At 72.0% G+C, this 21,007-nt stretch carries 20 protein-coding genes; 14 read left to right on the top strand and 6 right to left on the bottom strand.

All coding sequences use genetic code 11. The features are described from left to right. Window positions 1–1,154 (bottom strand): MFS transporter (locus AOK00_RS03090; RefSeq protein ID WP_055598778.1); only part of this gene is annotated, 1,154 nt, incomplete at its 3' end. A gap of 268 nt (window positions 1,155–1,422) precedes the next feature. On the opposite strand from AOK00_RS03090, the gene AOK00_RS03085 reads away from it, so the two are divergent. From AOK00_RS03085 to AOK00_RS03065, 5 genes are all read left to right on the top strand, one after another. Beyond that, window positions 1,423–2,541: a carbohydrate kinase family protein gene (locus AOK00_RS03085; RefSeq protein ID WP_055598777.1), complete on the top strand. Its 1,119-nt coding sequence runs from the start codon at window positions 1,423–1,425 to the stop codon at window positions 2,539–2,541. A 144-nt stretch (window positions 2,542–2,685) separates the two neighbouring features. Next, entirely contained in the window at window positions 2,686–3,750 is a 1,065-nt protein-coding gene (locus AOK00_RS03080) for a PhoH family protein (RefSeq protein WP_055598776.1), read from the top strand. Between the two features lie 12 nt (window positions 3,751–3,762). Then, entirely contained in the window at window positions 3,763–4,260 is a 498-nt protein-coding gene (ybeY, locus tag AOK00_RS03075; protein ID WP_030317475.1) for an rRNA maturation RNase YbeY, read from the top strand. 5 nt (window positions 4,261–4,265) lie between these two features. Then, window positions 4,266–5,561 carry a hemolysin family protein gene (locus tag AOK00_RS03070; RefSeq protein ID WP_055598775.1) on the top strand — a complete coding sequence of 432 codons (1,296 nt, stop codon included), beginning with the start codon at window positions 4,266–4,268 and terminating at the stop codon, window positions 5,559–5,561. Next, complete coding sequence (locus tag AOK00_RS03065) at window positions 5,558–5,911, top strand: MmcQ/YjbR family DNA-binding protein (RefSeq protein ID WP_055598774.1); 354 nt, start codon at window positions 5,558–5,560, stop codon at window positions 5,909–5,911. The genes AOK00_RS03070 and AOK00_RS03065 overlap by 4 nt, the downstream gene beginning before the upstream one ends. Before the next feature lie 71 nt (window positions 5,912–5,982). On the opposite strand, the gene AOK00_RS03060 is transcribed toward AOK00_RS03065, so the two are convergent. Next, on the bottom strand, window positions 5,983–7,398 hold the full coding sequence (locus AOK00_RS03060) for an MFS transporter (protein WP_055598773.1): 1,416 nt from the start codon (window positions 7,396–7,398) through the stop codon (window positions 5,983–5,985). A gap of 157 nt (window positions 7,399–7,555) precedes the next feature. Between AOK00_RS03060 and AOK00_RS03055 the strand changes: the two genes are divergently transcribed. From AOK00_RS03055 to AOK00_RS39945, 7 genes are all read left to right on the top strand, one after another. Continuing rightward, window positions 7,556–8,377, top strand: a complete 822-nt coding sequence (locus AOK00_RS03055; RefSeq protein WP_437441379.1) for a helix-turn-helix transcriptional regulator — start codon at window positions 7,556–7,558, stop codon at window positions 8,375–8,377. A gap of 50 nt (window positions 8,378–8,427) precedes the next feature. Continuing rightward, window positions 8,428–8,790 (top strand): cytidine deaminase, encoded by a 363-nt coding sequence (locus tag AOK00_RS03050; protein WP_030317464.1) that lies wholly within the window; start codon window positions 8,428–8,430, stop codon window positions 8,788–8,790. A gap of 244 nt (window positions 8,791–9,034) precedes the next feature. Next, the gene (locus AOK00_RS03045) at window positions 9,035–9,511 is read left to right on the top strand and encodes a hypothetical protein (protein WP_055598771.1); all 477 of its coding nucleotides are present in this window, start codon (window positions 9,035–9,037) and stop codon (window positions 9,509–9,511) included. A gap of 216 nt (window positions 9,512–9,727) precedes the next feature. Beyond that, entirely contained in the window at window positions 9,728–11,059 is a 1,332-nt protein-coding gene (locus AOK00_RS03040; RefSeq protein ID WP_055598770.1) for a hypothetical protein, read from the top strand. A gap of 62 nt (window positions 11,060–11,121) precedes the next feature. Beyond that, window positions 11,122–12,090, top strand: a complete 969-nt coding sequence (locus AOK00_RS03035) for a WxL protein peptidoglycan domain-containing protein (RefSeq protein WP_055598769.1) — start codon at window positions 11,122–11,124, stop codon at window positions 12,088–12,090. Between the two features lie 21 nt (window positions 12,091–12,111). Next, window positions 12,112–13,062: a GTPase Era gene (gene era / locus AOK00_RS03030; RefSeq protein WP_374420164.1), complete on the top strand. Its 951-nt coding sequence runs from the start codon at window positions 12,112–12,114 to the stop codon at window positions 13,060–13,062. A gap of 69 nt (window positions 13,063–13,131) precedes the next feature. Next, complete coding sequence (locus tag AOK00_RS39945; RefSeq protein WP_055598767.1) at window positions 13,132–14,478, top strand: TerD family protein; 1,347 nt, start codon at window positions 13,132–13,134, stop codon at window positions 14,476–14,478. Window positions 14,479–14,481: 3 nt separating this feature from the next. Here AOK00_RS39945 and AOK00_RS03020 read toward each other — a convergent pair whose 3' ends face one another. Further along, on the bottom strand, window positions 14,482–14,733 hold the full coding sequence (locus AOK00_RS03020; RefSeq protein WP_024757699.1) for a protealysin inhibitor emfourin: 252 nt from the start codon (window positions 14,731–14,733) through the stop codon (window positions 14,482–14,484). A gap of 21 nt (window positions 14,734–14,754) precedes the next feature. Then, entirely contained in the window at window positions 14,755–15,807 is a 1,053-nt protein-coding gene (locus AOK00_RS03015) for a M4 family metallopeptidase (protein ID WP_055598766.1), read from the bottom strand. Between the two features lie 294 nt (window positions 15,808–16,101). Here AOK00_RS03015 and leuA point away from each other — a divergent pair, with 294 nt between their 5' ends. Together leuA and AOK00_RS03005 are read left to right on the top strand one after the other, a co-directional pair. Further along, a complete protein-coding gene (leuA, locus tag AOK00_RS03010) occupies window positions 16,102–17,865 on the top strand; it encodes a 2-isopropylmalate synthase (RefSeq protein WP_055598765.1) in 1,764 nt (587 codons plus the stop codon). 340 nt (window positions 17,866–18,205) lie between these two features. Next, window positions 18,206–18,898 carry a TerB family tellurite resistance protein gene (locus AOK00_RS03005; RefSeq protein WP_055598764.1) on the top strand — a complete coding sequence of 231 codons (693 nt, stop codon included), beginning with the start codon at window positions 18,206–18,208 and terminating at the stop codon, window positions 18,896–18,898. A gap of 15 nt (window positions 18,899–18,913) precedes the next feature. On the opposite strand, the gene AOK00_RS03000 is transcribed toward AOK00_RS03005, so the two are convergent. Together AOK00_RS03000 and AOK00_RS02995 are read right to left on the bottom strand one after the other, a co-directional pair. Continuing rightward, a complete protein-coding gene (locus AOK00_RS03000; protein WP_055598779.1) occupies window positions 18,914–20,284 on the bottom strand; it encodes an FAD-binding oxidoreductase in 1,371 nt (456 codons plus the stop codon). A 79-nt stretch (window positions 20,285–20,363) separates the two neighbouring features. Further along, a partial coding sequence (locus AOK00_RS02995) for a helix-turn-helix transcriptional regulator (protein WP_173861491.1) occupies window positions 20,364–21,007 on the bottom strand: 644 nt, incomplete at its 5' end.

The following is a 21,007-nucleotide window of genomic DNA, read 5'->3' as shown; positions in this document are numbered from 1 at the left end:
CGCACCGAGCCCGGGACGAGGGGGCGGCCCGAGACGTGGCGGGCCACCGCTGTCATCGGGACGGCGACCAGGACGAGCAGGGCGCACAGGACCATGCCCATGCCCGGGTACCCGGCGCCCTCCGACAGCAGGCTTCCCGCCAGGGGGCCGCAGGCCACGCCCAGGGAGGACGCCGCGCCGACCAGGACCGCCCAGCGGCCCCGCGGGTCGAGGGAGGCGGCCAGGCCCAGGAGGTAGGAGAGGACCACCGGGTAGCAGGCGTTCCACAGGATCTCGCCCGTGGCGAAGGACGCGAGGTCCTCCGCAGCCGAGCTGAGCAGTACGCAGCCCCCGATGACGACCGTGCCCACGCCGATCGGCACCGCCCGGCCCAGACGGGAGCCGAGCGCGCCGGCCGCCGTGACCCCCAGGAGACCCGCGCCGAGCGCCGCCGCGAAGACCGCGCCGACGGTGACCTCGGAGAGACCGGCCTGGGTGAGGCCGATGCGGCCGCTCACGCCCCACAGGGCGTTCTGGGAGAGGGACCAGAGGAGGATGCCGCCCGCCAGGACCGCGCCCGCCGTGCGGTGGGGGAGGGGGCCCGTCGGGGCGGACTCGCGGGGCTCCCGGATCCCGCCCGGCAGCCTGCTCGTGAGCGGCCACACCAGGGCTGCCGCGCAGGCGATCGCGAGCAGCGGCGGCGCGTGGCCGCCGGACAGGTGCGGGAGGGTGAGGTAGAGCGCGCCCGCCGTGGCCGAGACGGAGAGCAGGCCGAGTGTCGAGGCCCGGTGCGGGTCCCGCTGTCCGGCGATCCCGGCCGCCGCCACCGCCGTCGCCGTACCCGAACCGAGGCCGCCGAGGACCGCGCCCGCCACCACCAGGGGCACGATGCCGGTGGCGGCGGCGGAGCCGTATCCCACCGCCATCGCGAGCAGGCCCGCGCGGGCCGCCCGGCGTGGGCCGATCCGGTCCCCGCGGGCGGCGAGCGTGAAGCCCGCGGTGGAGGAGCCGAGGAGCAGGACGGATCCCACGAGGCCCGCCTGTGCGGGAGTGAGGCCGAGCCCGGCGGAGAGCCGGCCGACGACGGTCGGCAGCAGGTACGGGGCGAGGTAACCGGCGGTGAAGAGGGAGACGAGGGCGACGAGGGCCCCCGGGACGCGCGGGCGCGACGACATGGGCGTTCCAGGAACTGAACAGGGAAGTGAGACGGCGCCCGGTGAGCCACGGGGTCGCGGCATCATGTGTATCAAGCATCCGAGTGAGCGGAGAAGGCGGAATCCCCCGATTCGGTCCGTGATACGGGTCACAATTGGTTTGGGGTCGAGTGGGATGGGTACCGCGCGACCGTCGTGTGGTGTCCCCCCGTCTCTCAAGCCCCATCGGGCACACTGTTCAGATCGGCACCACGGTGCCGGTCCACGCACCACGACCGGGGAGTCCGCCGTGACCACAGCAAGGGGAGACCAGCCGCAACAGGACGCCGGGGTCGACCCTTTGGTGTGCCTGCGCGAGCCCACCGACCCCGCCTGCGACGTCTTCCTGACCGGCACCGTCTTCCTCGACATCATCTTCACCGGCCTCGACTCCGCTCCCGTCCGCGGCACCGAGTCCTGGGCCCGCGGCATGGGCTCCAGCCCCGGCGGCGTCGCCAACATGGCCACCGCCCTGGCCCGGCTGGGGCTCCGCACCTCCCTCGCCGCCGCCTTCGGCGACGACCACTACGGCGAGTACTGCTGGGACGCGCTCGAACAGGGCGAGGGCATCGATCTGTCCCTCTCCCGCACCGTCCCCGGCTGGCACTCCCCGGTCACGGTCTCCATGGCCTACGAGGGTGAGCGCACGATGGTCTCCCACGGCCACGAGGCCCCGCCGCTGGACGGCGCCCTGCCCGCCTACCCGCCGCACGCGCGCGCGGCCGTCGCCTCCCTCGTCCCCGGCCGCGACGAGGACTGGGTCGCCCAGGCCGCCCGCGGCGGCGCCAAGGTCTTCGCCGACGTCGGCTGGGACGACACCGGCCGCTGGGACCTCGCCGGCCTCACCGACCTCGCCCACTGCGAGGCCTTCCTGCCGAACGCCGCCGAGGCCATGCGCTACACCCGGACCGACTGCCCCCGGGCCGCCGCCCGCGCCCTCGCCGACAAGGTCCGCTACGCCGTCGTCACCCTCGGTTCCGAAGGCGCCTACGCCGTCGACGGCGGCACCGGCGAGACCGCCGAGGTCCCCGCCATCCAGGTCTCCGCCCTCGACCCGACCGGAGCCGGGGACGTCTTCGTCGCCGGGTTCGTCACCGGCACCCTGGCCGACTGGCCGCTCGCCGACCGTCTCGCCTTCGCCGGGCTCACCGCCGCCCTCTCCGTCCAGGAGTTCGGCGGCTCCCTGTCCGCCCCCACCTGGGGCGAGATCGCCGCCTGGTGGCAGCACGTCCAGGGCCACGAGAGCCAGGACCCCGAGGCCCTGCGCGACCGCTACGCCTTCCTGGAGCGGCTCCTCCCCGCCCCCGCCCGACCCTGGCCGCTGCGCCGGGCGGTGCCGACGATCGGTTTCCGAGCGGCACACACGTAGACCCCGCCGGAAACCCGCTGCTCGCGACGCCTCCGTAAACCGCTACGGGCTTGTCGGCACCGAGTCGTAGGCTTGGTAGCCCAGAGGCGGTCGAGCGGCGACGGCCCTGCATCGGGAGGTGTGTGCAGGCCACAGTGCCGGCCCATGACTCAAACGCCCTCATCCCACAACGGCGAGCCCGGCGAAGCCCGCGCTCAGTTCACCGTCCCCGCCAAGCATCCGATGGTGACCATCCTCGGCTCGGGTGACTCACTGCTCCGCGTGATCGAGCGGTCGTTCCCGCAGGCCGACATCCATGTCCGGGGCAACCAGGTCAGCGCGGTCGGCGATGCGGCGGAAGTCGCGCTGATCCAGCGCCTGTTCGACGAGATGATGCTGGTGCTCCGCACCGGTCAGCCGATGACGGAGGACGCGGTGGAACGCTCGATCGCCATGCTCAGGGCGAGCGAGAACGGTTCGGAGGGCGGCGAGGAGACTCCCGCCGAGGTGCTCACGCAGAACATCCTCTCCAACCGCGGTCGCACGATCCGGCCCAAGACCCTCAACCAGAAGCGGTACGTCGACGCGATCGACAAGCACACGATCGTCTTCGGCATCGGTCCCGCCGGTACGGGAAAGACCTACCTGGCCATGGCCAAGGCGGTCCAGGCCCTGCAGTCCAAGCAGGTCACCCGGATCATCCTGACCCGCCCGGCCGTCGAGGCCGGCGAGCGCCTCGGCTTCCTGCCCGGCACGCTCTACGAGAAGATCGACCCCTACCTGCGCCCGCTCTACGACGCCCTGCACGACATGCTCGACCCCGACTCGATCCCCAAGCTGATGGCGAGCGGGACGATCGAGGTCGCGCCCCTGGCGTACATGCGCGGCCGGACGCTGAACGACGCCTTCATCATCCTGGACGAGGCGCAGAACACGAACCCCGAGCAGATGAAGATGTTCCTCACCCGCCTCGGCTTCGACTCGAAGATCGTCATCACCGGTGACGTCACCCAGGTCGACCTGCCGAACGGGACGAAGAGCGGTCTGCGACAGGTCCGCGACATCCTGGACGGGGTCCAGGACGTCCACTTCTCGACGCTCACGTCGCAGGATGTCGTCCGGCACAAGCTCGTCGGCCGTATCGTCGACGCGTACGAGCAGTACGACCTCCGCAACGAGAGCCGCGACGACAGCCGCGGCGAGCATCGGCGCGGCCGTAACGGGAAGTAGAACGCAGAACACATGTCGATCGACGTCAACAACGAGTCCGGTACCGAGGTCGACGAGCAGGCGATCCTCGACATCGCCCGCTACGCGCTCGCGCGCATGCGCATCCACCCGCTCTCCGAGCTCTCGGTGATCGTCGTGGACGCGGAGGCGATGGAGCAGCTCCACATCCAGTGGATGGACCTGCCGGGTCCGACGGACGTCATGTCCTTCCCGATGGACGAGCTCCGCCCGCCGGCGAAGGATGACCAGGAGCCCCCGCAGGGGCTCCTCGGTGACATCGTGCTCTGCCCCGAGGTCGCCACCCAGCAGGGCAAGGACGCGCCGACGGAGCACTCCATGGACGAGGAGCTCCAGCTGCTCACCGTCCACGGCGTGCTCCACCTCCTCGGGTACGACCACGAGGAGCCCGACGAGAAGGCCGAGATGTTCGGCCTCCAGGCGGCGATCGTCGACGGCTGGCGCGAGGAGAAGGGCCTCACCGGCCCGTCCCCGGCGCCGACCGTCTCCTGACCCCGATGGACGTTTCGCTGATCCTCGGCGCGGTGGCCCTGGTCGTCGTGGCCTGGCTCGCCGCCTGCGCCGAGGCCGGTCTCGCGCGCGTCTCCAGCTTCCGCGCCGCCGAGGCCGTACGGTCCGGCCGGCGCGGGGCCGAGAAGCTCGCCCAGATCGCCTCCGACCCCACCCGCTATCTCAACGTGGCCCTGCTGGTGCGCGTCGCCTGCGAGATGGCGGCCGGCGTCCTCGTCACGTACGCCTGCCTCGAAGCCTTCCCGGAGACCTGGGAGGCGCTGCTCGTCGCCATCGTCGTGATGGTCCTCGTGTCGTACGTGGCCGTGGGCGTCTCACCGCGCACCATCGGCCGTCAGCACCCGCTGAACACGGCGACGGCCGCCGCGTACGTCCTGCTGCCGCTGGCCCGGATCATGGGGCCGATCCCGCAGCTGCTGATCCTCATCGGCAACGCGCTGACCCCGGGCAAGGGCTTCCGCAAGGGCCCCTTCGCCTCCGAGGCCGAGCTGCGGGCCATGGTGGACCTCGCCGAGCAGGAGTCGCTGATCGAGGACGAGGAGCGCCGCATGGTGCACTCCGTCTTCGAGCTGGGCGACACGCTCGTCCGCGAGGTGATGGTGCCCCGTACCGATCTCATCTGCATCGAGCGGTACAAGACGATCCGTCAGGCCCTCACCCTCGCGCTGCGCTCCGGCTTCTCCCGTATCCCCGTCACCGGGGAGAACGAGGACGACATCGTCGGCATCGTGTATCTGAAGGACCTGGTCCGAAAGACGCACATCAACCGGGACTCCGAGGCGGACGTGGTGTCGACGGCGATGCGGCCCGCCGCCTTCGTGCCCGACACCAAGAACGCCGGTGACCTGCTGCGCGAGATGCAGCAGGAGCGCAATCACGTCGCCGTCGTCATCGACGAGTACGGCGGCACGGCCGGGATCGTCACCATCGAGGACATCCTGGAGGAGATCGTCGGCGAGATCACCGACGAGTACGACCGGGAGCTGCCGCCGGTCCAGGACCTCGGCGGGGGCAGCCACCGGGTCACCGCGCGCCTCGACATCGGAGACCTCGGCGAGCTGTACGGGCTGGGGCCCGACGAGTACGACGACGAGGACGTGGAGACCGTCGGCGGGCTGCTCGCGAAGGCGCTCGGCCGGGTTCCGATCGCGGGCGCCAAGGCGGTCGTGGAGCTGCCGGACGGGCGCTCGCTGCGGCTGACGGCCGAGTCCCCGGCCGGCCGCCGGAACAAGATCGTCACCGTTCTCGTGGAACCCCTGGAAGCGGAGGAGGAGCAGGCATGACCCCCGACGAGCTGCGCGCCTTCTGCCTGGACTTCAACGACGCGACGGAGGAGTTCCCGTTCGGGCCCGACGTCTCCGTCTTCAAGGTCGCCGGGAAGCTGTTCGCGCTCTCGTGGCTCGAAGCCGAGCCGCTGCGGGTCAACCTCAAGTGCGATCCGGACGACGCCGTACGGCTCCGCGAGGAGCATCCGGCCATCGCCCCGGGCTATCACATGAACAAGCGGCACTGGAACACGGTGACCGTCGGAGAGCTCCCGGACCGCATGGTCCGGGAGCTCGTCGAGGACTCGTACGACCTGGTGGTCGCGGGTCTGCCGAAGGCCGTACGGCTCCGTCTCGACAGGCCGTAGCCGTCGACAGGCCACGGTCCTCGCCCGGCCGTGGCTCTCGTCCCGCCGTGGCACTCCCGCCGGTGTGGGGGTCAGGACCGGCGCCTCAGACCGAGGCCGACCAGGACCGCCGTGCCCAGGACGATCGCCGCGTCCAGGACGAGGACCGTCCGGACGCCCCCGTACAGGTCACCGCCCGTGGTGGCGAGCACGCCGAGCAGCGGGATGCCGACCGTGAGGCCGACCTGCTGGGTGGTCGTCACCAGGCCGGTCGCCAGGCCCTGCTCCTCGTCCGGGACGCCCGAGGTGACGGTCAGTCCGTACGAGATGATCGCGCCGAGGTGGCACATCGAGGCCAGCGAGACGGCGACGGTCGCCAGGACCACGCCCGACTCCTCGCCCAGACCGAGCAGCGCGGCCGTCAGCGCGCCCTGGCCGACCAGCGAGCCGACCAGGGTGGCGCGGGCGCCGATCCGGCCGATCACCTTCGGCGCGAGCATGCCGGCCACGACCGACACCACGCCCTGCACACCGAAGACCAGTCCGGTCGCGAAGGCCGACAGGTCCAGCGTCTCCTGCAGGTACAGGGTGAGGACGAAGACGACGGTCGACATCATCGAGAAGGTGACCAGACCGCCCAGGTTGCCGAAGGCGACCGTGCCGCGCCGCAGCATCGGCAGCGACACCAGCGGGGCCGCGTGCCGGGACTCGACCCGCACGAACACCGCGAGCAGCACGATCCCCGCGACCAGGGTGACCAGCACGTCCGTGCCGCCGAAGCCGCGCTCGGCCGCCGTCGACAGGGCGTAGATCAGGGCGAGCAGACCGCCGGTGACGGTCACCGCGCCGGGCACGTCCAGGCGGGGCCGCTCGGGGGTGCGGGACTCGGGGAGCAGGCCGGGGGCCAGCGGCAGCACGATCACGGCGAAGAGGGCGAGCAGGCCCATCGTGGAGCGCCAGCCGAGGGTGTCCGTCATGACGCCGCCGAGGACCATGCCGACGGTGAAGCCGAGCGAGAGCAGCGTGCCGGAGATGCCGAGCGCCTTGTCGCGCAGCGGCCCCTCGGGGAAGGTCGTGGTCAGCAGGGACATGCCGGTGGGCACGATCGCGGCGGCGCCGATGCCCTGGAGGGCGCGGCCGGTGAGGAAGGCGGCCGGGTTCCAGGCGAAGGTGGCGAGCAGCGAGGCGAGGCCGAAGAGGGCGAGTCCGGCGAGGAACAGCTTCTTGCGTCCGTAGAGGTCGCCGACGCGGCCGAAGAGGAGCAGGAAGCCGCCGGAGGGCAGTGCGAAGGCGGTGACCGCCCACTGGAGGGCGGACTGGCCGAGGCCGAGGTCGGCGCCGAGGACGGGCAGTGCCACGTTCAGCACTGAGAAGTCGAGCGCCACCATGAACTGGGCGGCGCACAGCACGAAGAGGATGAGCCGGGTGCGGCCGGTGAGGGCCGGGGGAGCGGCCGGAGTGGCGGCCCCGGTGTCGGTGCCCGCGGGGGGAGAGGTCAGCGTTGCCATGACGCCACCTTCGGCGTCCGGGAACAACGCTGGGGAGCGGGAACTTATCCTGTTGGTCGTACCACCAGGCATCCAGGGGGAGGAAGCACACGTGGCCACCGCTCTCGAGAGCGCCACGGCGAAGCGGCACCGACTCGGCGAACTGCGCGAGTTCCTGATGAGCCGTCGGGCCCGGGTGAGCCCCGCGGAGGCCGGCCTTCCGGACGGTGGCGCGCGCCGCCGGACGCCGGGGCTGCGCCGGGAGGAGGTCGCGGTGCTCGCCGGCGTCGGGGTCTCCTGGTACCAGTGGCTGGAGCAGGGCCGGGACATCACGGTCTCGCCGCAGGTGCTCGACTCGGTGGCGCGGGTGCTTCGGCTGAGCCCGGCGGAGCGGCGTCATCTGTACGTCCTGGCGGCGCTGAACCCGCCGGCGCCGGAGACGGCCCCGGAGGACCGGGACATGTGCGACGGACTGCGGCGGCTGATCGACGCGTGGATGCCGTTCCCCGCGCACATCATGGACGCGTACTGGAACACGGTCCTGTACAACGACGCGGCGGCGATCGTTCTCGGGATGGGTCCCGACACCGTGCAGAACTGCCTGGTCACCTTCTTCACCGACCCGCTGTACCGCACCCGCGTGGGCCACTGGGAGGAGATCGCCCCCCGGGTCGTCGCCCAGTTCCGTTCGGCGTGCTCGGAGAGTCCCGACGACGAGGGTTTCCGGCAGGTCGTCGAGGAGGTCAGGGAGCTGAGTCCGGAGTTCGCGGAGCTGTGGGAGCGGCGGGACATCCTGCCCGGCGGCCAGAACCGCAAGGAGCTGGAGCACCCGCTGGTCGGCACGTTGTGCGTCGAGGCGACCCAGCTCAGGGTCCCGGCCCGCCCGGACCTGGTGATCGTGCTCCACACCCCGCTGCCGGAGGCCGGCACGGCGGAGAAGCTGGAGTGGCTGGTGTCGCCGGAGGGGCGCCGCGGGGCGATGTACCCGGTCGCGGGCTGAGCTTCGGGGTCGTCGCGGGCCGCGTTCCGGCGCGGACCTATGCTCGGGGCATGACACTCAGCAGCGAGCACGGCGACCTCGGCGCCGAGGACCTCAAGATCATCACGCTGGCGCGCAGCGCCCGCGCCCGCAACGGTGTGCCCGAGGGGGCCGCCGTACGGGACGAGACCGGTCGTACGTACGTGGCGGGGACCGTGGAGCTGGAGTCGCTCAAGCTGAGCGCCCTGCGGACCGCGGTCGCGATGGCGGTGGCGAGCGGCGCCCAGTCCCTGGAGGCGGCGGCCGTCGTGTCGAGCGCCGAGTCGGCGTCGGACGAGGACCGCGCGGCGGTGCGGGACCTCGGCGGCCCGGAGACCCCGGTCCTGCTGGCCGGTCCGGACGGGCAGCTGCGCGTGGCGGTCACGGCGGGCTGAGCGACTCGGCCGCGGCACGGGGGCGAGCGGCGAGAACGGGACATCGAGGGCCCGGCGTACACGCGCCGGGCCCTTGTGCGTCACCGCGTTTGTGTGTTTGTGAAGGATCACCGCAACTTCTCTTGCCTTCCCATGCGGTCTGCGTCTCAATGAACACCGGTCCGCCCGACGGACCGTCAGATCTCCACCATTCACGCAGTGTCCGCACCCCTGCGTTCGCCATCGGAAGGGGTTCGAACCCGCCATGAGAAGCAGAAGCACCTTAGGGACCGTCGCGGTCGTCGCCGGAGGACTCGCCGCCGCCTCGCTCGCCTTCGCGCCGACGGCCGCCGCCGTCTCGCCGGGCTCGGCCACGGCGACGTACGACTGCGGTTCGTGGGGCGGCGGCAGCGCCACCCTCGTCGCGACGCAGAGCGGCACCGCCGCCACGATCACCCTCACCTCGTCCGTGACGACCCCGATCCCGGTCGGCGCCGACCAGATCAACGCCACGCTGACGCTGGCCAAGGCCGGTGGCGGTACGCGGGTCTTCAGCGGCAAGAAGAACCCGGCGCTCCCCGTGGGGCCCGTGACCATCGGCCCCCTCAGCGGGACCGTGGCCTCCGGCGACAGCCTCAACTCGTACTTCGCGGGTGTCGCCCTGAAGATGGTGATCTTCGGGGTCACGGTGAACTGTGACGCGCTGACCTCGCAGTCGCCGGGCCCGTTCGTCTTCAGCTGATCCCCGTACCGACCGGACCGGTGCCGCCCTGGGCGGCACCGGTCTCCGTCGTGTTCCGGCCCCCTGGGAGAGGCGGCTGACCTGGGGAAACGCCTCCGATCCGAGGATCTTGACATTATCTGATGGGTCATCAGTCGATGTCTTTCGCTTGCATTGACTTCTCTCCGCCCGCAGCCGTCAATGGCGCCCACTCATCCCTCAGGAGGGGGCACACCCATGGCACTCACCCGATCCCGGGCGGCGGCCCGAAGACGGCGCTGGACCGCCGTCCTCGGCGCCACCGCCCTCGCGGTCGCAGGAGGCGCGCTCGCGGCCCCGGCCGGCGCGACGACCACCTCCCAGCCGGTGGAATTCCAGACCCGCTGCGTCCCGCCGCCGATCGCCGGCATCCCGCCCATCACGGGCACCACCACCGCCGAGATCACCGTCGACAAGGCCAGCCCCAAGGTCGGCGAGACGGTCACGGTGACGTACACGATCACCAAGCCCGCCGCGTCCAACCCGGTCGACCTCGCCCTGCCGGCCGACATCATGACGCCCAGCGGCAAGGTCGTCCTCGGCGGCGCCCAGAGCGGCGCGGTCACCGTCAACGGCCCCAAGAAGAACCCGCCGGTCCCCGGCAAGGGCTCCTTCCCGGCCTTCTCGATGACCGGCACCTTCACCGTCACCCAGGCCGGGTCGATCACCCTCTCGCCCGGCGACTACAACATCCACACCAGCTACCTCATGGAGCTGGACACCCCCTGTACGGTGCTCACCCCGCCCGCCCCGGTCTCCGAGACGGTCGTCGCGAGTCCCGTGACCAGCCCCAACACCCGTGCGCTGTCCCTCGACACCGCGTCCGGCGACCCGGGCGTCCGGGTGACCGTCAACGGCTCCAAGTTCACCCCGCTCACCGAGGTCACCGTCGTCGGCCGGGCAGGGGCGGCGGAGACCGCGGACAGGATGACCGTCACGACCGACAGCGAGGGCTCCTTCGCCGCGCGCCTGAAGGTCAACGACGTCGCGACCACCGGGATCGTGGCCTACGAGGGCGCGGCCTGGGACCCCGACAAGGGCGCCGGACCCGCCGCGTACAAGGTCGTCGTACCGGCGCCGCCGAACAGTCAGACCATCACCGCGGCCGTCACCGCCGGTGAGCTCTCCATGACCCAGGCCGGGGACGCCGTCGAGCTGTCGTCCGTCGACTTCGGTCAGGGCGGCGCGGCGACCGGCGACCTCAGGACGGTGACGGTGAAGGACTTCCGCGGCGGCCCCGCGGGCTGGTCCCTCACCGGCAAGGTCACCGACTTCACCGGCACCGGCGGCTCCATCGGCGCCGGCAACCTCAGCTGGACCCCGGCCTGCACCGCCAAGGCCGGCAGCCCCAGCGCCTGCGCGGCCGGCTCGTCCGGTCCGGTCGGCAGCGGCGGCGCGACCCTCGCCTCCACGCCGAACGGCGCGCTCACGGGCGGCGAGTTCACGATCGACGCGGGGCTCTCCCTCGACGTCCCGGCCTTCACGGCGCCGGGCTCGTACGCGGGCGTGCTGACGCTCACCCTGTCCTGACCACCGTGCGGGCCGGGCGCGCACCCGGCCGGCCCGCTCCGCACCCCGGGGGTTTCCGACTCGTGCGCACGCTGTACGTACTCCTCCTGAGCGTCCTGCTCCTCCTTCTGGGCCCCGCCCCGCACGCACAGGCCGCCGAGAACGGCGAGTGGGCCGTCTATCCGGCCGCCGCCCGGCTGGGCAGCCGCCCCTACTTCTTCCTCAGCGCCGATCCGGGTTCCACGCTCACCGACCGGGTCACCGTCGCCAACAAGACGGCCGCCCCGCTGACCTTCCGGCTCTACGGCGCCGACGCCTACAACACCGACCGGGACGGCGGCTTCGCCGTCCGCACCCAGCGGGAGAAGCAGACCGGCGCCGGTGCCTGGATCACGCCCGAGCGGACCCGGATCACCGTCCCGCCCGGCTCCGCCGTCACCGTCCGGTACACGCTGACCGTCCCCGCCGACGCCGACCCCGGCGACCACCCCGGGGCGCTCGTCGCCCTCGACGAACGGATCAGCCCCGGCGGGAAGGGCGCCGTCGCCGTCGGCGTCCAGCGCGCCGTCGCCGCCCGCCTCTACCTGCGGGTCAACGGGCCGACCGTGCCGGCCCTCGCAGTCGAGGACGTCACCGTCGACCAGGACCGGCCGCTGGTCCCCGGCGCCGGCACGAGCAGCGCGGTCGTCTCGTACACGCTGCACAACCGGGGCAACGTCACCCTCAACCCCAAGGTCGCCCTCAGGGCGGAGGGCCTCTTCGGACGCACCCTCCTCGACCGCGACCTCGCCGGGGTGCCGTCCGAGCTGCTGCCCCGGCAGAAGATCCGGCTCACCGAGCGGTGGACCGGCTCCCCGCAGCTCGACTGGGGTGACATCACCCTCACCGCCACCGCGAAGGACGTCCGGGAAACGGGCACGGTCTCCTTCCTCGCCCTGCCCTGGCTCGCCGCCGCGACCCTGCTCGTCGGGGGTGCCGCGGGCCTCTTCGGCCTGCGGCTCCGGCGGCACCGGGCGGCCCGTGCGGAGCCGAGTGCGCACGTGAGTACGTGAGGCGGGCGCTCATCGGGGACAATGGCCCCCATGAGCGCTCGCAACCAAGAAACCGAAGCCGTCCACCGGGCCGGCTTCGCCTGCTTCGTCGGCCGCCCCAACGCGGGCAAGTCCACCCTCACGAACGCTCTGGTCGGCCAGAAGGTGGCCATCACCTCGAACCGGCCGCAGACCACCCGGCACACCGTCCGCGGCATCGTGCACCGCCCGGAGGCCCAGCTGATCCTGGTGGACACCCCCGGCCTCCACAAGCCCCGCACCCTCCTCGGCGAGCGGCTCAACGACGTGGTGCGCACCACCTGGGCCGAGGTCGACGTGATCGGCTTCTGCCTGCCCGCCGACCAGAAGCTCGGCCCCGGCGACAAGTTCATCGCCAAGGAACTCGCCGGGATCAAGAAGACCCCCAAGGTCGCGATCATCACCAAGACCGACCTGGTCGACTCCAAGACCCTCGCCGAGCAGCTGATCGCCGTCGACCAGCTCGGCAAGGAGCTGGGCTTCGAGTGGGCGCAGATCGTGCCGGTCTCGGCCGTCGGCAACAAGCAGGTCCAGCTCGTCGCCGACCTGCTGGTCCCGCTGCTCCCGGAGTCCCCGCCGCTCTACCCGGAGGGCGACCTCACGGACGAGCCGGAGCAGGTCATGGTCGCGGAGCTGATCCGCGAGGCCGCGCTCGAAGGCGTGCGGGACGAGCTGCCGCACTCGATCGCGGTGGTCGTCGAGGAGATGATCCCGCGCGAGAACCGCCCGGCGGACCGGCCGCTGCTCGACATCCACGCCAACGTGTACATCGAGCGCCCCAGCCAGAAGGGCATCATCATCGGCCCGAAGGGCAGCCGCCTCAAGGAGGTCGGCATGAAGTCCCGCAAGCACATCGAGGCCCTCCTCGGCACCCCGGTCTTCCTCGACCTGCACGTCAAGGTCGCGAAGGACTGGCAGCGGGATCCCAAGCAGCTGCGGAAGCTGGGTTTCTAGGGCGACCACCGTTCTCCGCGCGCCGCGGCACCCGTCGACTTCGCGGGTGCCGCGTGCCAGCATGGCGCCGTGACAGAGATCGTCAAGGGGGGAAACCTGCCGGTCCCCGGGCAGGCGTGGCGGATCGCGGTCGTGCGGCGGGACGCCGGTGACGGGGTGCCGGAGGTCGATGCCTCGGCACTGCTGCTCGACGCCGCGGGCAGGGTCAGGGGCGACGGCGACCTGGTCTTCTACAACCAGCCGGTGCACGCGTCCGGCGCGGTGCGCCTGACCGGGCAGGTGCGGGACGAGGAGCGGCGGGTCGCCGACTGGCTGGAGATCGACACCGAGCGCGTCGAGCCGGCCGTCCAGCGCATCGTGATCACCGCGTCCAGCGAGCACGGGACGTTCGGTCAGGTGCCGGGCCTCCACATCCGGACGGTCAGCGCCACCACCGGCGAGCAGCTCGCGCTGTACGCGGTCGACGACGCGAGCACCGAGACGGCCTTCCTTCTCGGCGAGTTCTACCGGCGCGACGGGGGGTGGAAGTTCCGCGCGGTCGGCCAGGGGTACGCCTCCGGGCTCGTCGGCCTCGCCGAGGACTTCGGCATCGTGGGCCGGGACCCGGAGGCCGCCCCCGACGACGAACCCGTGCGCGACGACGAGCCCGCCCCGGCCGACGAGCCCGTCTCCGTCGGCGCCGCCCCGGAGGCCATCCCCGAGGAGCTCCTCGCCAAGGTCCGGGCGGCCGAGGCGGAGGCCGAGGCCGCCCCCGTACGGACACCGGCGCAGGTCCCCGTACCGCGCTCCCCGCAGGCCGGCCCGCTGTCGGACGCCGAGCTCTTCGGAGGGGACTTCCCGGAGTTCGTCCGCAGCGGCGAGGGCAAGGCCGACATCACCGTCGACGTCCCGATCCCGGTCGGTTACGTCGTCGTCGAATCGACCCGGAAGGGCGACGGCTACTTCGCCGTGCACAGCATCGACGAGAAGGGCGACAGCGACGCCCTGCTCGCGAACACGCTGATGGAGGACGAGGGGGCCCGTCGGGTCCTGCGGTACGACGGCAAGGCCCCGCTGCGCCTGCGCGTGAGCTGCCACGAGCCGTGGACGGTCGCCGTCCGTCCGGTGAGCACCTTGGAGGTCCTCGACGGCGCCGCCGAGGGACGGGGCTCCGACGCGCTGCTGTACACGGGCCCGGCCGGCCTGCTCACCTCCCGGCTCCACACGAGGCTGAGCTTCGAGTGGTTCAACATTCACGGCTACGAGCCGGACGGCAGCGATCACCTGCTCGCCAACGAGGCGAGCAGGTTCCCCCGGGAGACGCGTCCCCTGCCCGCGGGGCCCCTGCTCGTGCAGCTCGTCAGCGCCGACGGGGACTGGACCCTGAAGGTCCGGCCGCCGAAGGAGAACAGGTTCTGGCGCCGCTCCTCCCGCTAGGACCTACGCGCCTTCCTTGAGGACCCTCGTGACGAGGGTCCTCTGCGCGTCCGTGAGGCGGGGGTCGCAGCAGCGGACCGTGCGGCCGTCGACGGTGATCTCGTACGAGAAGCCGTCCGGCACGCCCCGGACGTCGCCGTCGCCCTCGGCGAGGACGGTGTGGGCCAGGGACTCCCACTCGGGGTCCGAGACCTCCACCTCCGCCGACCGCTCGATGCCCGCGAAACCGCCCGTGCGCCGCACTCGAATCCGCATGGGACCTGTGTACCAGCCGGATCAGTCGGTCGGTACGCCCACGGCCGACCAGGCCTTCAGGACGGCCTGGATCTCCTCCCCGTCGCCGTACCGCGCCCGCGCCGCCGCCACCGTGGCCGCCGCGAACTCGGAGAACCGGGCCTCGGGGGTGAGGGTCCCGCCGGTCATCACGTCGTACCAGATCTGCCCGGCCCGCTCCCAGGAGTTGCCGCCCAGTTCGGTCGCCGCGAGGTAGAAGGCGTGGTTGGGGATGCCGGAGTTGATGTGGACGCCGCCGTTGTCGCGGCCGGTGCGGACGTAGTCGTCCATGTGGCCGGGCTGCGGGTCCTTGCCGAGGATGTCGTCGTCGTACGCGGTGCCCGGGGCCTTCATGGAGCGCAGCGCCGTCCCCTCCACGTTCGGGTGGAAGAGGCCCTCGCCGATGAGCCAGTCGGCGGTGTCGGCGGACTGGCCGAGCGCGTACTGCTTCACGAGGGAGCCGAAGACGTCGGAGACCGACTCGTTGAGGGCGCCGGACTGGCTGAAGTACTCCAGGTTCGCCGAGTGCTGGGTGAAGCCGTGGGCGAGTTCGTGGCCGATGACGTCCACCGGGAGGGTGAAGTCGAGGAAGATCTCGTCGTCGCCGTCGCCGAACACCATCTGCTCGCCGTTCCAGAAGGCGTTGCCGTACTTCTCGTCGTAGTGGACGGAGGCGAGCAGCGGCAGCCCGGCGCCGTCGATGGAGTCGTGCCCGAAGGCGTTGAGGAACAGGTCGAAGGTGGCGCCCAGGCCGGCGTACGCCCGGTTGACGGTGGCGTCCCCGGTCGCCGCGTCGCCCTCGCCGCGGACCTTCACCCCGGGCAGGTCGGTGCCGCGCTCGCAGTCGTAGATCGTGCGGTGCGGCTTGCCGGCCTCGGCGGGCGCGAGCGTGGGCGCGGCGCCGGGCAGCGGCAGGATCCGGAACGTACGGGCCGAGGCGTCCGCGATGAGCGTGCGGCGCGCGGCCGCGGCGACGGCCGGATTCGAGGAGTGCGCCAGGTGCTCCAGGAGGTGCGGGGGGACGATCGAGCAGAAGACAGGCGTCTGGGGAGTCATGCCCGCAATGTGGCACTGCGTGAGCTCACTGTCACGGGGTGAGACGAGGATTGGCGAAATGGAGTGATGCGTCACTGTTCGGCCTTGACGCGGGCGCCGTCCCGCATACTGATACAGGACGTCCGTCTCCGGCGTCCCTGGGCTAGGCTGCGGCACATCATGCGTTTCGGGCTGCTTCTCCTTAGCTGCCGCGGCGAGGGCCTGTAGTCGTAGGCCGACCCCCTCCCCGCGGGACCTGGTGTTGCGTTCGACAGTCGGCCGTCCTTCTTGCTGGACCCGAGGAGCCCAACGCACATGTCCCAGTCTCCGTTCGTCAGCCGCCCCACGCCGATCACCAACGCGACGCAGCTGCAGAAGCCGTCCGGGATGCCGATCCACAAGTACGGCCAGTACGAGCAGGTACGGATCCCCGACCGCACCTGGCCCGAGCAGCGGATCACCAAGGCCCCGCGCTGGCTGTCCACCGACCTGCGCGACGGCAACCAGGCCCTGATCGACCCGATGTCCCCGGCCCGCAAGCGCGAGATGTTCGACCTGCTCGTGCGCATGGGCTACAAGGAGATCGAGGTCGGCTTCCCGTCCTCCGGCGAGACCGACTTCGCGTTCGTGCGCTCCATCATCGAAGAGGGCGCGATCCCGGACGACGTCACCATCTCCGTGCTGACCCAGGCCCGCGAGGACCTGATCGAGCGGACCGTGGAGTCCCTGGTCGGCGCGAAGCGCGCCACCGTCCACCTGTACAACGCCACCGCGCCCACCTTCCGCCGCGTCGTCTTCCGCGGCTCGAAGGAGCAGATCAAGCAGATCGCCGTGGACGGCACCCGCCTGGTCATGGAGTACGCGGAGAAGCTGCTCGACGAGCGCACCGTCTTCGGCTACCAGTACAGCCCCGAGATCTTCACCGACACCGAGCTGGACTTCGCCCTGGAGGTCTGCGAGGCGGTCTGTGACGTCTGGCAGCCGGGCCCGGGCCGCGAGATCATCCTGAACCTGCCCGCCACCGTGGAGCGTTCGACGCCGTCCACGCACGCGGACCGCTTCGAGTGGATGTCCCGGAACCTGACCCGCCGCGAGCACATCTGCGTATCGGTCCACCCGCACAACGACCGCGGTACGGCCGTGGCGGCCGCCGAGCTGGCGATCATGGCCGGCGCCGACCGCATCGAGGGCTGCCTGTTCGGGCAGGGCGAGCGCACCGGCAACGTCGACCTGGTGACCCTGGGCATGAACCTGTTCAGCCAGGGCGTCGACCCGCAGATCGACTTCTCGCAGATCGACGAGATCCGCCGCACCTCCGAGTACTGCAACCAGATGGAGGTCCACCCGCGCCACCCCTACGCGGGCGACCTGGTCTACACCGCCTTCTCCGGCTCCCACCAGGACGCCATCAAGAAGGGCTTCGACGCCATGGAGGCCGACGCGGCCGCCCAGGGCAAGACCGTCGACGACATCGAGTGGGCCGTCCCCTACCTGCCGATCGACCCCAAGGACGTCGGCCGTTCCTACGAGGCCGTCATCCGGGTCAACTCGCAGTCCGGCAAGGGCGGCATCGCGTACGTCCTGAAGAACGACCACAAGCTGGACCTGCCCCGCCGGATGCAGATCGAGTTCTCGAAGATCATCCAGCAGAAGACGGACACCGAGGGCGGCGAGGTCACGCCGGCCGCGATCTGGTCCGTCTTCCAGGACGAGTACCTGCCCAACCCGGACAACGCCTGGGGCCGCATCCAGCTGCGCTCCGGCCAGACCACCTCCGACACGGACGGCACGGACACGCTGACCGTCGAGGCGGTCGTCGACGGCGTCGAGACCGTCCTGTCCGGCTCCGGCAACGGCCCGATCTCCGCCTTCTTCGCCGCCCTGCAGGCGATCGGCGTGGACGCCCGCCTGCTGGACTACCAGGAGCACACCATGAGCGAGGGCGCCTCCGCGCAGGCCGCCTCGTACATCGAGTGCGCCATCGACGGTCAGGTCCTGTGGGGCATCGGCATCGACGCCAACACGACCCGCGCCTCGCTCAAGGCGGTCATCTCGGCGGTCAACCGCTCCGCCCGCTGACCCGGCCCCCAGGAGACGGCTCCCGCACCCTTCCGAGGGGCGGGGGCCGTCCCGTTTCCGGCCGGGGTCATGTTTCCGGGGCTCGTCGCCACCCCGGAGGGTGATCTCGCGACGACCGCTTCGGCCATCGATTCCGGGGCGATCGGCCCGGTGGAGGCGGCCGGCCGGGCCGGCTGAGGCTTCCTGGCCTTCACAAAGCGCCGCCGCCGCGCTCCGCGGGCGGTGACGTGTCTCGGCCATCTCCGCGGTGAAGTCCTGACGGGGTGCTGACGCCACATCAAGGATGTGGCTAACATCACGCCAACGCCGGCAGTGCAGCCGGGCCGTTGAGGAGGTGCGTGTGCGGTCTGCCCGGAATTCACGTGGTGGGAAAGTGGGCGTCTGCGGAATCCGCACCTCCTGGAACACGGTCGGAGACGGCGAGTTCTTCTGCGAGGAGTGCGGCGGCGACCGCAACTACCGGCGCCGCACCGGCCGCCGCAGGTTCGCCGTCCTGGGGGTCCCGGTCCTGCCCCGGGGCTGTACGGGACCCGTCGTCGAATGCGCGGCCTGTCACACGCACTTCGGTACGGAGGTGCTCGACCACCCCACGACCAGCCGTTTCTCCGCGATGCTGCGGGACGCCGTGCACACCGTCGCCCTGGCCGTGCTCGCGGCCGGCGGCACCGGCTCACGGGCGGTCCTCGACCGGGCCGTGAGCGCCGTCAGGTCCGCCGGCTACGCCGAGTGCACCGCCGTCCAGCTCGTCGACCTCGTCGAGGCCCTGGAGGCCGACACCGGGCGCTTCATGCCCGAGGTGAACCCCGAGGGCGCGCTCCTCGCGATCGAGCTCCACGAGGCCCTGGAGCCCCTCACCCCGCACCTGGCGCCCTCCGGCCGGGAGTCGATCCTGCTCCAGGCCGCCGGGATCGCCCTCGCCGACGGGGTCTACAGCCCGGCCGAGCGGGAGGTCCTGGGGACGGTCGGCAACGCGCTGGCGCTCGCCCCGGACGACGTCGTGCGTCTGCTGGCCTCGGCCCGGACGGTCTCGTAGTCGCGCGGGGCCCGCTCAGGGCGCGATGTTCTGGTTCAGCCGGAACACGTTGTCGGGGTCGTAGCGGCGCTTGACCGTCCTCAGCCGGTCGTAGTTCTGCCGGTAGTTGACCCGTACGCGGTCCTGGTCGTCGGTGTCCATGAAGTTGACGTAGCCGCCCTCCTGGGTGTGCGGGCGCAGGGCCGTGTCGTAGGCGCGGGTCCAGGCGATGTTGTGGTCCGAGTCCGCCGGGTCGGTCCAGGTGCCGCCGAAGGAGTGCGAGAAGACGGCGTCCCGGTACGCGAACGCGGTCTCCTCCGGGCCCACCCGGTGGCAGGCGCCGTCGATCGGGAAGATCGCCGTGTCCGATTCGAGGGACGGCATCGTCGCGCCGTACTCCATGTGGACCGCGATCGCCCCGTCCGACAGCTCGCGGCTGAAGTTGCCCTTCCAGTAGTGGTAGAGCCCGGCGGGCAGCTGCTCGTCGAAGAGGGTGTTGATCACCGGGTACGGCATCCGCTCCATGAACCGGCCGATGACCGGGCCGAGTCCGTCCAGGCGGGCGAGGACCTTCTCGTCCTCCGCCTCCGGGCCGCTGAAGCAGGTGAACGCGGCGCAGATCGGGCGGCCGTGCCAGCGCTCGGGGAGGAACGGTTCCTCCGGGCCGAGCGCGAGGACCAGGATCGAGTTCAGCTCCTCGGGGGAGTCCGCGATCAGCTCGCGCCAGGCGCGTGCCACGTCCCCGTCGAGGGGGTAGCAGCTCAGACCGCCGAAGACGTCCGCGACCGGATGCAGCCGGTACGCGAGGGAGACGGCGACGCCGAAGTTGCCGCCGCCGCCCCGCAGCGCCCAGAACAGGTCCGGGTTCCGCTCGGCGTCGCAGGACACCAGGGTGCCCTCGGCGGTCACCACGTCCGCCGCGATCAGGTTGTCGCAGCTCAGGCCGTAACGGCGGGCCAGGTGGCCCATGCCGCCGCCGAGCGTGAGACCGCCGATGCCGGTCGAGGAGATCACCCCGCCGGTGGTGGCGAGCCCGAAGGCGTGGGTGGCGTGGTTGAAGTCGCCCCAGGTGGCCCCGCCCTCGGCGCGTGCCGTACGGGCCTCCGGGTCGACGCGGACGCCGCGCATCCGGGACAGGTCGACAACGAGGCCGTCGTCCACGGTGCCGAAGCCGGCGACCGCGTGGGAGCCGCCGCGCACGGCCAGCGGGAGCCCGTGTTCCCGGGCGTGGAGCACCGCCGCGATCACGTCGCCGGCGTCCACGGCGTGGACGACGACGGCCGGGTGGCGGTCGTGCAGGGCGTTGTAGACCCGGCGGGCCTCGTCGTACGACGGGTCGCCGCGGGTCACGACGGTGCCGCGCACGGCACCGCGGAGCGTGTTCAGGGGGTCGGTCGTGGTGGTCATGTCTCCGGTGTAGCCCGGTGGGTTCCCGGTGCGCATCGCCCGAACCGCCCATGTGCGGGCACCGGTCCGTATGGGCCGTTCAGACCAGGTCGTGAGCGTACGCGTAGGCCGTCGCGGAGGCGCGGGAGCCGACGCCCAGCTTGGCGAAGATGTTGTTCAGGTGCCGGGCGACGGTGTGCTCGCTGATCACCAGGGCACGGGCGATGTCCTTGTTCGTGCCGCCCGAGGCGATCAGCCGCAGCACCTCCGCCTCCCGCGCGGTGAGCCCGCCCGGGAGCCGCCGCCGCGACCCGCCGCTGAGCAGGGCGGCCGCGCGCCGGGCGTCCGGTACGGCCCCGAGCCGCTCGAAGACCGCCCGCGCGGTGCCGAGCTCAAGGCGGGCCGCCTCCTCGTCGCCCGCCGCACGGCAGGCGGCCGCGAGCAGCATCCGTACCTGAGCGGCCTCGTACGGCACCCGCAGCTCCAGCCATCCGGCGAGCGCCCGGCGCAGCGGGAGCAGCGCGCCGGGGCGCTTCTCGGCGAGGGCCACCGAGCCGAGGGCCGTGTCTGCCAGGGCGCGCAGCAGGGGTACGTCTCCGTCGGCGGCGCCCGCGAGGGCGTCGAGGTCCGCCGCCGCCTTCGCCGCCCCTGGTACGTCACGGGCGGCGAAGGCGGCGGCGGACCTCGACGCCCTCGCGGGCGCCGCCGACGGAGACGTACCCCTGCTGCGCGCCCTGGCAGACA

The organism is Streptomyces aureus, assembly GCF_001418135.1.
GTDB lineage: Bacteria > Actinomycetota > Actinomycetes > Streptomycetales > Streptomycetaceae > Streptomyces > Streptomyces aureus_A.
Note: the sequence above shows the minus strand (reverse complement) of the source record. Positions and strands in the feature narration are given on the sequence as shown.